The 13,690-nt window shown below is 37.2% G+C and carries 17 protein-coding genes and 1 pseudogene; 3 read left to right on the forward strand and 15 right to left on the reverse strand.

All coding sequences use genetic code 11. From position 1 onward, the window contains the following. Positions 1-23 precede the first annotated feature (23 nt). Positions 24-866 carry an isoaspartyl peptidase/L-asparaginase gene (locus OQZ33_RS08410; RefSeq protein ID WP_265798598.1) on the reverse strand — a complete coding sequence of 281 codons (843 nt, stop codon included), beginning with the start codon at positions 864-866 and terminating at the stop codon, positions 24-26. A gap of 62 nt (positions 867-928) precedes the next feature. After that, positions 929-1,804, reverse strand: coding sequence for a cyanophycinase (locus tag OQZ33_RS08415; protein ID WP_265798599.1), 876 nt, complete (start codon positions 1,802-1,804; stop codon positions 929-931). 293 nt (positions 1,805-2,097) lie between these two features. On the opposite strand from OQZ33_RS08415, the gene cphA reads away from it, so the two are divergent. Continuing rightward, on the forward strand, positions 2,098-4,713 hold the full coding sequence (gene cphA / locus OQZ33_RS08420; RefSeq protein ID WP_265798600.1) for a cyanophycin synthetase: 2,616 nt from the start codon (positions 2,098-2,100) through the stop codon (positions 4,711-4,713). Between the two features lie 67 nt (positions 4,714-4,780). On the opposite strand, the gene OQZ33_RS08425 is transcribed toward cphA, so the two are convergent. Further along, positions 4,781-5,236: a PA2169 family four-helix-bundle protein gene (locus OQZ33_RS08425; protein WP_265798601.1), complete on the reverse strand. Its 456-nt coding sequence runs from the start codon at positions 5,234-5,236 to the stop codon at positions 4,781-4,783. Positions 5,237-5,432: 196 nt separating this feature from the next. Here OQZ33_RS08425 and OQZ33_RS08430 point away from each other — a divergent pair, with 196 nt between their 5' ends. Further along, positions 5,433-6,122, forward strand: coding sequence for a hypothetical protein (locus OQZ33_RS08430; RefSeq protein WP_265798602.1), 690 nt, complete (start codon positions 5,433-5,435; stop codon positions 6,120-6,122). Between the two features lie 259 nt (positions 6,123-6,381). Continuing rightward, a complete protein-coding gene (locus OQZ33_RS08435; RefSeq protein WP_265798603.1) occupies positions 6,382-6,573 on the forward strand; it encodes a hypothetical protein in 192 nt (63 codons plus the stop codon). Positions 6,574-6,657: 84 nt separating this feature from the next. Here the strand turns inward: OQZ33_RS08435 and OQZ33_RS08440 are convergent, their stop codons facing one another. The 12 genes and pseudogenes from OQZ33_RS08440 to OQZ33_RS08500 form a co-directional block, all read right to left on the reverse strand. Next, a complete protein-coding gene (locus OQZ33_RS08440; RefSeq protein WP_265798604.1) occupies positions 6,658-7,392 on the reverse strand; it encodes a ThuA domain-containing protein in 735 nt (244 codons plus the stop codon). A 37-nt stretch (positions 7,393-7,429) separates the two neighbouring features. Beyond that, positions 7,430-7,885 (reverse strand): low molecular weight protein-tyrosine-phosphatase, encoded by a 456-nt coding sequence (locus OQZ33_RS08445; RefSeq protein WP_265798605.1) that lies wholly within the window; start codon positions 7,883-7,885, stop codon positions 7,430-7,432. After that, the gene (locus tag OQZ33_RS08450; RefSeq protein WP_265798606.1) at positions 7,866-8,294 is read right to left on the reverse strand and encodes a hypothetical protein; all 429 of its coding nucleotides are present in this window, start codon (positions 8,292-8,294) and stop codon (positions 7,866-7,868) included. The genes OQZ33_RS08445 and OQZ33_RS08450 overlap by 20 nt, the downstream gene beginning before the upstream one ends. 105 nt (positions 8,295-8,399) lie before the next feature. Continuing rightward, positions 8,400-8,834, reverse strand: a complete 435-nt coding sequence (locus OQZ33_RS08455; RefSeq protein WP_265798607.1) for a hypothetical protein — start codon at positions 8,832-8,834, stop codon at positions 8,400-8,402. Then, entirely contained in the window at positions 8,821-9,201 is a 381-nt protein-coding gene (locus tag OQZ33_RS08460; protein ID WP_056848232.1) for a phage holin family protein, read from the reverse strand. The genes OQZ33_RS08455 and OQZ33_RS08460 overlap by 14 nt, the downstream gene beginning before the upstream one ends. Before the next feature lie 53 nt (positions 9,202-9,254). After that, entirely contained in the window at positions 9,255-9,521 is a 267-nt protein-coding gene (locus OQZ33_RS08465) for a YtxH domain-containing protein (protein ID WP_056848231.1), read from the reverse strand. A 71-nt stretch (positions 9,522-9,592) separates the two neighbouring features. Next, entirely contained in the window at positions 9,593-10,642 is a 1,050-nt protein-coding gene (locus OQZ33_RS08470) for an AI-2E family transporter (RefSeq protein ID WP_265798608.1), read from the reverse strand. Between the two features lie 63 nt (positions 10,643-10,705). Continuing rightward, positions 10,706-10,774: a hypothetical protein gene (locus OQZ33_RS24280; RefSeq protein WP_265798629.1), complete on the reverse strand. Its 69-nt coding sequence runs from the start codon at positions 10,772-10,774 to the stop codon at positions 10,706-10,708. Positions 10,775-10,931: 157 nt separating this feature from the next. Further along, positions 10,932-11,246, reverse strand: coding sequence for a hypothetical protein (locus OQZ33_RS08480; RefSeq protein ID WP_265798609.1), 315 nt, complete (start codon positions 11,244-11,246; stop codon positions 10,932-10,934). A gap of 3 nt (positions 11,247-11,249) precedes the next feature. Then, positions 11,250-11,632 (reverse strand): annotated as a pseudogene (locus OQZ33_RS08490) (sigma 54-interacting transcriptional regulator). A gap of 641 nt (positions 11,633-12,273) precedes the next feature. After that, the gene (locus tag OQZ33_RS08495) at positions 12,274-13,053 is read right to left on the reverse strand and encodes an enoyl-CoA hydratase/isomerase family protein (RefSeq protein WP_265798611.1); all 780 of its coding nucleotides are present in this window, start codon (positions 13,051-13,053) and stop codon (positions 12,274-12,276) included. A gap of 3 nt (positions 13,054-13,056) precedes the next feature. Then, the gene (locus tag OQZ33_RS08500; protein ID WP_265798612.1) at positions 13,057-13,476 is read right to left on the reverse strand and encodes a cobalamin B12-binding domain-containing protein; all 420 of its coding nucleotides are present in this window, start codon (positions 13,474-13,476) and stop codon (positions 13,057-13,059) included. Positions 13,477-13,690: the final 214 nt, after the last annotated feature.

Below are 13,690 nucleotides of genomic sequence, written 5' to 3' on the forward strand. Positions count from 1 at the left end.
AAAATAATACTTTATATTCAATATTAGCTAAATACCTGTAAATTAACATCGAAAGATGCCCAAACCATATAGGGATGTGAATCGCAATGGTAGATTTCGCCTGAAGATGTGATGCCAATTACCCCAGCGAAACCATCATATACTTTGAGTTCCAGGAAAGTTTTATCACAGGCCTCTTTTAAGCTAAAGCCATCCGTTACCCGGGTAACAATTTTTGAAGCGGTTGCATTGCTTACAATATCCTCACCTATTCCAGTGCAAGAAATGCCCGCATATTGATTGGCGTAATTCCCTGCTACTGTAGCCGAATCGCTTACCCGGCAAGGAATTTCAAAGCCTTTACCACCAGTTGAAGTACCGACAGCAAGATTGCCATCATCATCTAGCGCTACACAGCCCACCGTGCCTAAATTATTTTGTTGATTTAGCTTTTCTTCGTATTCTGCTTGGCGTTGTTTAGTGATTGGACTGAAAAATTCATGACCATTTTTTCGGGCAAAGTTTTGGGCGCCACTGCCACTCAAAACACGGTCATCATAATTCAAGAGATCTTTAGCAATGTAAATAGGATTCTTTACATCTTCCACATTGATCACGCCACTAAACTTTTCAGTTTTTCCATCCATTAAAGATGCACTCAACCTAACCTTCCCATCGCTTTGGATCTGCGAACCAATGCCAGCATTAAATAGTTCATTATCTTCCAATAATGCCACGGTATAAACTACAGTTTCTAAAGCGGTATGGGTTTTTAAATATTGATAACCAAGCGTAACAATTTCTGCTAAGGCATCTTGCTTTGCTTTCTTTGTTTCTTGATTGGTTGATGACTCACTAAAAAAGCCACCGTGTATAATTAGTTTCATTTTATTGGTATCAAGATTTTTTATTCAGCATCGAGAATGAAAACGCTCAACTAAATACTTATTTAACCTACCGGGATCACTTTTGGATGATGGATCACCAAACTATGGTCAGTTAAGTCGTACACATCACCATCGCACATTACATGTACAACCATATTTTTTATCGATACAGGCTGCCCCATTTCTACGTCTGTTAAATTGGTATCGGCCATTTGGCGGCCATCTACCAAAATTACCATCCCAGATCCTATAGCTTCCATTACATGTCCATCTGAAATAAAAAGACCCGTATCTTCGCCCAAACCTATACCCAAGATACCTGGATTACTGGCTGCAGCGTATAATAAACGTCCAATCCTTCCGCGTTGAACAAAATGCGTATCCACAATTACATCATCAATAAAACCTAAACCACCAGTAATTTTAACTTCACCTTTTAATAACGCATCCTTGCTACTTCCCTGGTAAATCATGTTTTTTGAACTTGCTGCCGCTCCTGCAGACGTGCCTGCAATTACAACTGCTTCGTTTTTATATTTCTCTAAGAGAATTTGATGAATTTTTGTTCCTCCGAATATTGATGAAAGTCTTAATTGATCGCCACCAGTAAAAATAATAACCTCAGCAGCTGCAATTCTTGCATAATTTTCATCAGAGTTTGCTTCCTCACGATTGGTAATATTTAAGACACCAACATTATGAACATCTAATTGCGCATAAGCTTTGATATATTCTTCGCCAACTTTCTCAGGCATTAAAGAAGCAGTAGTAATAATTTCGAAGCGTGATTCAATATCTTTAACTGATTCGGTAGTGATTCTCTTTAAAATCCCACGCTCAAAAAAATTCATGTTCTCTGGTAAACCGAATTGCGTTTCTGCAAAGCTGCCCGTGTTTATTGCTCCACCAATGATGATAAGTTTGCCTCTTGGAACCATTCTTTGTGTATTAGTAATGTATCAAAAAGCCCAAATATATCAGCTTAAGATAAAAAACACGACTTTTTTTGTCAATAATTACTTAATTGTTAACATTAGTTGAAATAAATCTTAATAAATTGGCTATTCTTTTCGCTGAAATAAAACAAATAGCGTTTTATTTTGATTTAGCTATTTGTGGTGTCAATTTCCAAAATAAATGTATAATTTACAATCATCAATTTTATTCCTTAAAATTGATTTAAAAAGGCCATCCCAACGCTAGATTAACTAAAAAAACGACAAAATATTACATGAAGATATCGAACATACAAGTATTAAGAGGGCCAAATATCTGGTCTATTAGCAGAAAAAAACTTATCCAAATGCGCCTGGATTTAGAGGAGCTGGAACAACGGCCAACTAATACAATTGAAGGTTTCAGTGAGCGCATTGAAAAACTATTGCCGAGTATGTTTACACATCGATGCTCCAAAGGTGTGGAAGGTGGTTTTTTCTCCAGAGTAAAAGAAGGCACTTGGATGGGCCATGTTATTGAACATATTGCATTGGAAATTCAAACCATTGCCGGCATGGAAACAGGATTTGGGCGTACACGCCAAACTAAAACCGAAGGAATTTACAATGTCGTATTCAGTTATCTGGAAGAGAAAGTCGGCGTTTATGCAGCAGAAGCGGCAGTTAGAATTGCTGAAGCGCTAATTAACAATGAAGAGTATGATCTGGAACATGACATCAGAAGGATGAAAGAAATCCGTGAGCTTGAAGCTTTAGGTCCAAGTACTGGGTCAATTGTTCAGGAGGCGGTAAGCAGAAATATTCCATGGATCCGTTTAAATAAAAGTTCGTTGGTGCAATTGGGTTACGGTAAAAATCAGGTTCGTTTTAGAGCTACCATGACCGAAAAAACCAGCAGCATCGCTGTGGATATAGCCAGCAATAAAGAAGAAACTAAACGTTTATTAACCGAGGCAGCCATTCCAGTGGCATCAGGCGTTACAATCGCTAATCCTGATGACCTGGAAGCTTCAGTAAATAAGGTTGGTTTTCCTTTGGTTTTTAAACCACTCGATGGAAATCATGGCAAAGGCGCAACCATAAATGTAAAGACAATGGAGGCCGCTAAAGCAGCTTTCGAGTATGCCAAAACTTATTCTCGCCGTGTAATTATTGAGAAATTCATCACCGGCTATGATTTTCGTGTTTTGGTAATTGACCATAAAGTAGTTGCCGCAGCACAACGCGATCCTGCCCATGTAAAAGGTAACGGGATTCATACCATTCAAGAATTAATTGATAAGGAAAATGAAGATCCTCGTCGTGGCTATGGCCATGAAAACGTATTAACAGAGATTTCTGTAGATCGTGACACCCTAGATTTACTTGCTAAAAAAGAATACACACTGGAAACCATTCCAGAAAAAGGCGAGGTGGTTTACTTAAAATCGACTGCAAACTTAAGCACAGGAGGAACATCGATTGATGTGACCGATATTGTTCATCCTCAAAATATTTTCATTTGCGAAAGAATTTCGAGGGTGATTGGCTTAGATATCTGTGGAATTGATATCATGGCGCAAAACCTGACACAACCACTTACGGAAAATGGTGGGGTTGTATTGGAAGTGAATGCGGCACCGGGCTTCCGGATGCACCTGGCTCCAAGTGAAGGATTGCCGCGAAATGTAGCTGCTTCAGTGGTTGACATGCTTTATCCACAGGGCAGATTATCGCAAATCCCTATCATCGCTGTAACCGGCACGAACGGAAAGACCACCACCACTCGTTTGATAGCTCACATTATTAGAAGTAATGGTAAGCGGGTTGGTTTTACTACCAGCGATGGAGTTTACGTTCACAACACGATGTTGATGAAAGGTGACACAACTGGACCAATAAGTGCAGAATTTATTTTAAAAGACCCGACTGTTGAATTTGCTGTTTTAGAAACTGCCCGTGGCGGTATCTTGAGAGCCGGATTAGGGTTTAATGCTTGCGACATTGGCGTTGTTACTAATATTCAGGAAGATCATTTGGGTATTTCCGATATTCATAACCTGGATGATTTAACCCGTGTAAAAGCGGTAGTTATCGGAGCCGTTCGCCGAAAAGGTTGGGCAGTATTAAATGCTGATAATGGTTATTGTGTAAAAATTGCCAGAGACGCCCGTTGTAATGTGGCTTACTTTAGTATGGATGAAAACAATCCAGTTATTAAAGATCATTGCAAAAAAGGTGGAATTGCAGCTATTTACGAAAATGGATTCATCACCATTAAAACGGGTGATTGGAAACTAAGAGTTGATAAAGCCACGCATATTCCTTTAACATTCGGCGGATCGGTTAACTTTATGATCCAAAATGTTTTGGCAGCAACCCTTGCGGCCTACTTGTGGGGCTACAAACCTGAAGATATTCGTTTATCATTAGAAACCTTCATTCCGTCGGCGGCACATACCCCTGGAAGAATGAATGTTTTCAGATTCAAAGACTTTAAAGTTTTGGTAGATTTTGCCCACAATCCTGATGGATTTAACGGCGTGAAGGCTTATTTACAAAGCGTAGAATCAACAGAGCATGTAGGTATTATTTCTGGAACTGGCGACAGAAGAGATGAGGACATCATCGAAACAGCTCGTATCTCAGCACAAATGTTTGATAAAATCTACATCTGCCAGGAGAAATATCTACGAGGAAGACTGCAGCAGGAATTGGTTGATTTGTTAGTGAAAGGAATTCAAGAAGTTGATCCAAATAAAGAGATAATCATCAATAACAAAAGCACAGAGTGTTTACAAATAGCGATTGATAATGCAAAGAAAGGTTCTTACTTAACCATTTTAAGTAACACGATTGATAATACCATTCAACGGGTTACCGAACATTTAGACAGGGAATTGGAAGCGTAACCAGATATAAAAAATAAAACCACCTGATAAATTATCGGGTGGTTTTTCTCATTTGACTAAAGCTAACTTACGCTTGGGAATCGCGTAATCTTTTGATTTCATCGTGTGAAACTCTTAAAGCCGCTTTCTGATCCGAAATCAATTCCCTGATATTTGCCGGAAGGTCTTCTTCTTCCAGAGCCATTTTATATGCATTCTGAGCTGCATCTTCTCCAAACTCACAATTGTTTAGCACCGTTTTGCGATCGTGACCTGTAAATAAGGCTTTAACATCCATCCACGCTCTGTAAATTTTTCCAGAATTAGTTGTTCCTGTTTCAATGTCTTCACCAAATGCAGCTACTTCTGTTGCCAAAGCCATTTTATATTTCTGGCTCTCCTCAATCATACTTAAAAATAATGATTTCAAATCTGCATCGCTATCTTTCAGTTCTGTACGGGCTTTTTCATAACCTTCGATACGGTCGTTATTAATTTCAATTAGGTCGTTTAATACCTCTGCGGTTGCTGTTGTAGTTTTCATGTTTTTATTGATTTGATGTTATAATTTCAACATGGCTCAAAAGAAAAAGTTTGTCATTTTTCAAAAAACAGCATTAAATCTGTTTTGGAATTTCAAACGATTAAACTTTAGTCGCAATTTTTTTACTGAAACACTAATCACAAAACATAGGAGTATTTGATTTTATAACTGCAAATTGCATATTAAACTTAACACGATGATGGCTATTTTTCAAAATCCCCTTGATGGCGGCACCATCTATACGGAAACCAATTTGAACAACTTGTTTCCCGAACCACTTAATGCTATTACAAGCTGTTTCTTTTTATGTATCGCTATATTTTGGACTTTCAAAGTTTGGGGTAAATTTAAACAACATACTTTTCTCAGTCTTGCTTTAGTTTCGCTTTACATCGGAGGAATTGGAGGCACCACTTATCATGCTTTTAGGCGGTGGCCAATTTTTATCATGATGGATTGGATGCCGATAATGCTGCTCTGCCTTTCTGCTGGCGTATATTTTTTAGCCAAATTAACTAAATGGTATTTCGCTGTACTTATCATATTGCTATATGCCTTTTTCCAGTTTTATGTACGAAAACTATTTGCTGATGGCGATTTCCAGATTTTTATCAATATTAACTATGCTTTAATGGCTGCGTTAGTATTATTTCCAGTTTTTGGCTACTTGTTAAAAACAGGTTGGAGAAACGGAAAATGGGTGGGTTTTGCTTTATTGGCATTTATTTTTGCACTTACATTTCGGATAGCCGACAAATGGGAAATATTACAAATCGGCACTCACTTTCTATGGCATAGCTTTGGAGCAGTAGCAGCGTTTTGTATGCTCAAATACATCTATTTAGTTAACGTAAAAGATCCCAGACCTAATAATAATATTCTTTGAATGTGTAAAAAGTATATCTTCGCTTTACACTAAACATAATGTTATAAATGAAGAAATTATTGATTTTGGCTACGCTGATGTTTAGCCTGAATGGTGCATCGAATGCCCAAAGTATATTGAGTAAAGTGGTTCGGCTGCCGCGGCTTCTGGTTTAGATATTAACAGTTTAACATCTGGGATATTAGGAAAACTTACTCCAGCGTAAACCTTAACGCCTGCACAAAAACCAACAGTTACCTCACTAGTTAAAGATTTTTTAGTGCAAAAAGCAACAGCCTTAGCTACTCAAAAAACCAACCCTACTGCAGCAAAAACAAAAGTTGGCAAACTGGTTTCTGGTTTAAAATCTAATTTAGGAACGATTTTGACGGTAGCACAGTTATCGAAGTTTACTGCATTAAAACCTGCAGCACCATCAGCAACAAATGTATTATCGCAGTTGTTTTATTAAGGTTTTACAATCTAAATATTCAAGCCGCAGATTCGTAATATGAATTAAATCAATTGCGAATGTGCGGCTGTATTTATTAATCTATTAGCTTTTTCTACCCATAGCATATAAAATTCCACCGTATAGATGTTTTAAAAACATATAATCTGTCCAGGTTTCTTTGGTATGCCCCATTGAAGTATAAAAAGATTTACCCCCATCGTAATCATGATACCAACTAAATGGATGAAACTTTCCGTTTTTACCGCCATTATATGAATTTTCATCAATGGTTAACAAGACGTTGATACCCGGGTTGATATCTTTAAAGTTGTAAAGTTCGTCCTTGTGCATCCAAACCGAATCCTGAAGAAAACGGGTTGCTGCATGTTTACGGTCTTTAACAATAAATCTAGCTTCCTGAACCGCTGGGTGACTAATAAAGTAAGCTCCAGCCAACTTGCCATACCAAGGCCAATCGTATTCTGTATCTGTTGCGGCATGGATTCCTACATAGCCGCCGCCAGCCTGAATATAATGCTCAAATGCAACCTGTTGCTGATCATCCAAAACATCGCCAGTGGTATTTAAGAAAATTACGGCCGCGTATTTTTTAAGATTATTTTCAGTAAACTGTGCTGCATTTTCGGTGGTGTCAACTAAAAAATGGTGCTGATTGCCAAGTTTTGTAATTGCAGTTTTCCCATCACTTATGGAGTTGTGCCTAAAGCCTTTTGTTTTCGAGAAAACTAAAACTCTTTCTATCTTTTTATCGATGGAGAAACTTTGAGTGAGAAATATTAAGGTAACTAATACGCAAAAAGGAATAATCTTCTTCATAGCAATGGGTTTGGTTAGGGTCGTTTCAGTTGTAAAATTAAGAAAGTTGTTTGATAATTTCTTTACATCTTTCTTCAACTTGATTACAAACCGGCCCAAAAAGGTCGTTATCCCAATACGGATCTGTTACCTCATCCTCTGCTAAGAAAAGTTTAACCTTTTGGCGCTCATCATCTGTTCTAGCTAAACGCTTTACATCTGCTAAATTATTGCGATCCATAACCAAGATCAAATCATATTGGATAAACATATTGTGGTTAAACTGTTGCGCTCTTTGACGGCTAATATCATAACCCAAAAATTTAGCAGCAGCCACGCTTCTATTATCTGGCGCTTTTCCTATATGCCAATCGCCAGTTCCCGCCGATGCAATTTCCCAATTTAGACCTTTTTGCTTTGCAAGGTGTTTCATAATGCCCTCAGCCAAAGGAGATCGGCAAATATTCCCCAGGCATACCATCAAAATTTGTAAATTATTGGGCTTTGTAGACATATTCAAAAGTATAAACGGTGCCACCGGCTGATGTGGTAGTTGTCGTTCGGGTTAATTTATTACCCTTTAATGTGAATGGCGATTGTGGTGAAGAGGAAATGATGATTTGCTCGCCTTCCCTGGTCCAAGTTACTGGTTTACTATTCGGATCATAAAATAAATCGCATAACGCACCATTCGAACCTGATGTAAATATGCCTTTGTCAGAAAATGTTAGTATAGTGGTCGCAGCACAACTTTGAGGCCCCATAAGCTCTAAATAGTTTGTACTGGTTTTGTTTCCGGATGTCATTGCCGGGCTTACCGTAACCGATTCAACACGCCAATTTTTACTGGAAAGTTTCTTATCCAAATCCTTTTTGCAAGAAAGTGTTAAGCAGATGGCGAGCAAGAGTATTAATTTTTTCATAAATTTTGTTTCATTGGTAACGATTGATAGCATCATTACGCTACACCTAAAAGTATGAATTTTTTAAAAAAATAAAGCCTCATATTTCAAATATGAGGCTCAATATTAATAGGTTTCACTATCTGGCGGTATGCCATAATCTATAAATTTCTTTGATTTCTGTTCCTTCTTTTTTCCAAACCAACCTTTAACAGAGTTAAAGATCGCTGATAAATGCTCAGCATCTAATGATTTTCCTACTTTTCCTGACACTAAACCAACAGCAGCTTTAGTTAAAAAGCCAGCACTTCGGAAAATTGTTTTGTTCATAAACATTGGCAACAGGAGCGACATTGCTGTGCCACTGATGTTCAACTTCTCATCAGCCTTAAACAAATTGCTTGGTGTTGCAAACTTCTTGATGAGTGCACCGAGTGTAAACTGTTTTAAAAAGATCTTACCATCGTTTTTGAGCATGTTTTGTTTAAGTGTATATTCCACTTTCAACTCCAACTTAGCTGCTTGCAAATCCTCTAAAGTTCTGATGTTATACTTTCTCATCTTCTTCCTCCTTATCTGCAAGTTTGTCGAAATATTTTGTAATGGCTACATTAATAATAGCTTTTTCAATGTATTTGTCTTTAGTTAAATAAACGATAACCGCTAACAAAAGATATATCCCCGATACACAACCAAATCCTCGTGTATAACTTCCCAAAACATCTGATAAGAAAAGAGCCAGAGTTACACTGCCAAATAAAAATGCCAATATAAAACATACAATTACAGCAGTATTTGTAACTAAATCGGCAAATATTTTTGATACCTTTTCTACAAGGTAAAGTCTTGTATATTCAACTCTTGCTTCCAAAAAGCCTTTGGCGTCTTCAACAAGGTCTTCAATACTTTTTTCTTTATTTTCTTGCATAGTTTTAGATGGAATTTAAATGGGCGCCCGAAGCGCCCAATTATTTATTATTATTATGCGTGTTCAACGTCGTCACTGTACTCGTCTTCAACACTTCTTAATTTTGTTTTAATTGAACTAACAACTTTATCCTTTAAACTTGATAAGTTATTAATCTCATCCGCAGCCTTATCTTTAATAGAATCTCCAAGATCTTTTAACGATTGGCTTAATTTGTCACGGGTTTCGTCACCTTTATCTGGTGCAAATAAGATACCTAAAGCGGCACCAGCAGCTAATCCTGCTAAAAGAGCAACTACTACTTTTGAGTTATCATTCATAATTAATTATTTTAAGGGTTTAACATTCACAATATAAGAAATACTATATTACATTATTGTTAAGCTATAAATTATAACTCATTAAGCTCATTATTTGTTTTAATTCTTTCCAATCTTTCTGATGCGAGCGTACTGGTTTCGTAAATCTTAACAAGCAAAATAAAATAAGATAATAATAGCGGACCAAAAACGAGTCCTAAAATTCCAAATAATGGGATACCAATAATTACGCCAATTACTGTGATTATGGGGTGAATGTTGCCAACTTTTTTTGCAATGATGAATCGAAGTACATTATCGATGTTAATGATAACAACAAAGCCGAAAATTAGCATTGCCCACCCAGCGAAGTTATTTCCGTTTGCAATTTGCAGGATAGCCGCTGGCACAAAAACTACAGGCGGCCCCAGAATGGGGACGAAAGATATGAAAGTGGTAATTACCCCCCAGAATATGGGATCTTTGTAACCCAAAATGTAAAAAGATAAACTTACCAACGAACCCTGTACCAGACAAATTAAACCCTGCCCCAATACGTTTGCATAAGTTGTATTTCGCATTTCATCGCCAAAACGCAGTGCATTTTGTTCTCTAAGAGGTGCGTATTTAATTAAAGATCGCTCAAAAGTTTGGCGTTCGATGAGCATGAAGTATAGTAAAAAGTACATCACTAAAAGGCTTAGTATAATATTTACAGCACTTGAAATTAAGGAAGGAAATAACTCTGTTGCCCAATTCCCCAGCCGATTTAATCCATCTTGAATCACATCTTGATTGATATTAAAGGGAACTAAATGCTGAAGTTTAACTAATATATTTTTAAAAAATATTTCGTTGTTTCTAAGCTCTGATATTTTACTAATTACCATGCTGCTTAACGCATAAAATGGTAGCACAATCAGTAAAATACTGATCACGATTAGAAAAATAGCTACTAACCTTTTATTCCATCTTTTCACTTCAGCGAGGTGAATATAAGCTGGCCGCATGATGGTGTATAGTACTAAAGTACTCAGAATTGCGCTAAAAATTGCTTGTAAAGAATACGCAATTAAAAGTCCAAGCGCTATAATAATAACGAGGTTGATGTTATTGCGTTGCTTAAATGAAAATACCGACATAAAGTGATGTTTGGTATTCTCTTAATAGCAAAAAGTTGGGTTTTGTTTTAGCCTATGAAAAGATTATTCCTGATCTTCAATCTTTATCTCCTTGATTTTATTGTATAGCGTTTTTCTATCGATGTTTAAGATTTGGGCTGCTTTTGTTTTATTGAAATTTGTTTCTTTTTAAAACGCTAAGAATAGTGTCATACTCTGCTTCTTGCGCAGCATTTTTCAAGTCCTTGGGCTTATCGCTATGCTTTGATTTAATTTGTTTGAAAACCTTTTCGCGATCGAAATCCCCGGCCTAGTTTGAAAGCTCCAAAAGCAATACATCAACCTGAATTTCATTTCCATCAGTTAACAATGAAACCCCGCGGATTACATTTTTAAGTTCCCTTACATTTCCTGGCCAGCTGTAATTGAGGAAACAATTTTTAACGCCTTCACTAAAACCCATAATGTTTTTATTAAGTACTTGATTTGCCACTGCTAAAAACTTATCGGCAAAGATTAGGATATCATTTCCTTGTTTTTTTAAGGAAGGGAGATGGATAGAAAATTTATTAAAGCGATGGTATAATTCCTCTCTGAACGTCCCCTTACCAATATTGTCGGCCAAATTTTAGTTTGTAGACACAATAATTCGGACATCTAAATCAATTTCTTTAGTACTGCCAATACGTTTAACTTTTCTTTCTTGTACCGTTTTGAGCAAGATGGCTTGAATTTCGTAAGATAAGTTACCTATTTCAACTAAGAATAACCTACCTCCATCTGCTCAAAGTGCCCAATTTTAGTGTAGAGCACACCGGTAAATGATGCTTTCTCATGACCAAAAAACCCACTCCCGGCAAATTCTTTAGTTAACGAACCGCAATCCATCGCTACAAAGGGCTTATTTATTCTCAAACTATTTAAATGGATTGTTTTGACTACACACTCTTTCCCAGTACCACTTTCACCTGTTAAAATAATGTTATAAGATGTTGGCGCAATTAACTGAATTTGTTTAGGAAAGTGGCCGAAACCTCGCTTTGACCATTATTATATTCGGTGTAATTTACATAATCAGATTTTGTTTCATGTTTTTTTTCCGGGCCTGCCTTTGTTTTCGTTGAGGGCTCTTTCTGTCTCAAAAAGCTTTATTGCTGGTATTTAAAATCTCATCAGGATATAGCGGTTTTGTCATATAATCGTAGGCCGCTAATTTAATGAGCTCGACCGTTAATTTGATATCTGAGTATCCGATAATGATAATCACGCCGGAATTGGGTAATTCTCCTTTATTTTATTAAAATCCCCTTCCGTCTGTATCGTCCAGGCGGTAATCGCATAAAACCAGTTCAAACTCTTCATTCGTCATTATATCTAACGCAGAACCGCTGCTAATGGCGTTTGCCACCTAAACCCCAGTCCTTGTAAGAAACTTAGATAATAATAAACCAATGTTTACTTCATCATCTATCAGAATCTTTTTTTCGTTAGCATCATCTGTTTTTACACTATCTAAAGCTCTATAATAATCGGGAGAAAGAATGTATTTAAGGAGCGTAGAATAGTATTACACAATTACTCAAAATAAATTGATTTGGGAAATATTTTCTACACTTATTTTAATGCACTATCGAATTAATCATGCAATTTTACTACTTCCCGAGGAAGTTAGCTTTCCGCTTTTCTAGAAAAGCGGAAACGCCTTCTTTGAAATCGGAAGTCTCAAAACATTTTCCAAACTCTTCGATTTCAACATTGTAACCATTACTCCCGGTAAGGGATGCATTTACTGATTTAATTGCCGCAGCAATGGCCAGAGGCGCACGTTGTTTTATCAGGTTCAAAATTTCTGTCGATTTGCTAATGAGATCAGACAACGGCACAGCGTAATTAACAAGCCCAATTTTTTCCGCATCAACAGCGTTGATTAAGTTGGCCGTGGTAATTAATTCAATAGCTTTGCCTTTACCAACCAATTGCGTTAAACGCTGTGACCCCCCGTAACCCGGAATCAGGCCTAAAGTAACTTCTGGCAAGCCTAGTTTAGCCGTATCCGCCGCAACACGCATATGGCAAGCCATTGCCAGTTCCAATCCGCCGCCTAAAGCAAAACCATTAATGGCTGCAATAAATGGTTTCGACGAATTTTCAATCGCATTAAAAACATTTTGCTGACCTGTTCGTGCTAACTCCTCACCTTGTTTACTGCTATAATCTGAAAACTCTTTAATATCTGCTCCGGCAACGAAAGCTTTTTCGCCAGAACCAGTTAAAATTACCCCTTTTACCTCATCAGTTTCTCCCGCAAATTTTATCACCTCGGCTAATTCATCCAAAGTATCTTTATTCAATGCATTTAAAGCCTTTTCCCTGTTGATGGTAACGTATAAGATGTTCTCTTTTATTTCTGATATTAGATTCTGATATGCCATAACTTAAAAATTTCTATTTTCTAAAACCCAATTTTTAATATACTCTACAATGCTTGCCATAGTTGTTCCAGGAGGAAATAATTCTCCAACACCCAACTCAGAGAGTTTTTTTCGATCACCTTCCGGGATAATTCCTCCACCAGTTAATAATACATCATCAAGTTGTTTTTCTTTCATAAAGTGAATAATTTTTGGAAAAACCGTCATGTGGGCTCCAGATAATATGGAAATTCCAATGGCATCAACATCTTCCTGCAAAGCCGTATTTACCACCATTTCTGGTGTCTGGCGCAGGCCGGTATAAATCACTTCCATTCCTGCATCACGAAGTGAAGTGGCGATCACTTTAGCCCCTCTGTCATGACCATCAAGGCCTACTTTGGCAACCAGAACGCGTATCGGTCGGTTTAATACTTTGCTCATACTGAATATTAAGTTGAGGTAAATGTATCGAATTTTCTTTTATGGAAATAGGGTTTAGGGAAATGGGAATGGGAAACGGGAAGTAGGTGAGAGGCACAAGGCCACCTATTTCCAATTTCAACCTCGATTGAATCAAATAAGAAATAGAAACAAGCGCCCAACCGATTTCCAATTCACTATTCTCCAGTCCCCTAATCTATTTTTTAATCATTAC

It is taken from the genome of Pedobacter sp. MC2016-05, from assembly GCF_026239735.1.
Taxonomy (GTDB): domain Bacteria; phylum Bacteroidota; class Bacteroidia; order Sphingobacteriales; family Sphingobacteriaceae; genus Pedobacter.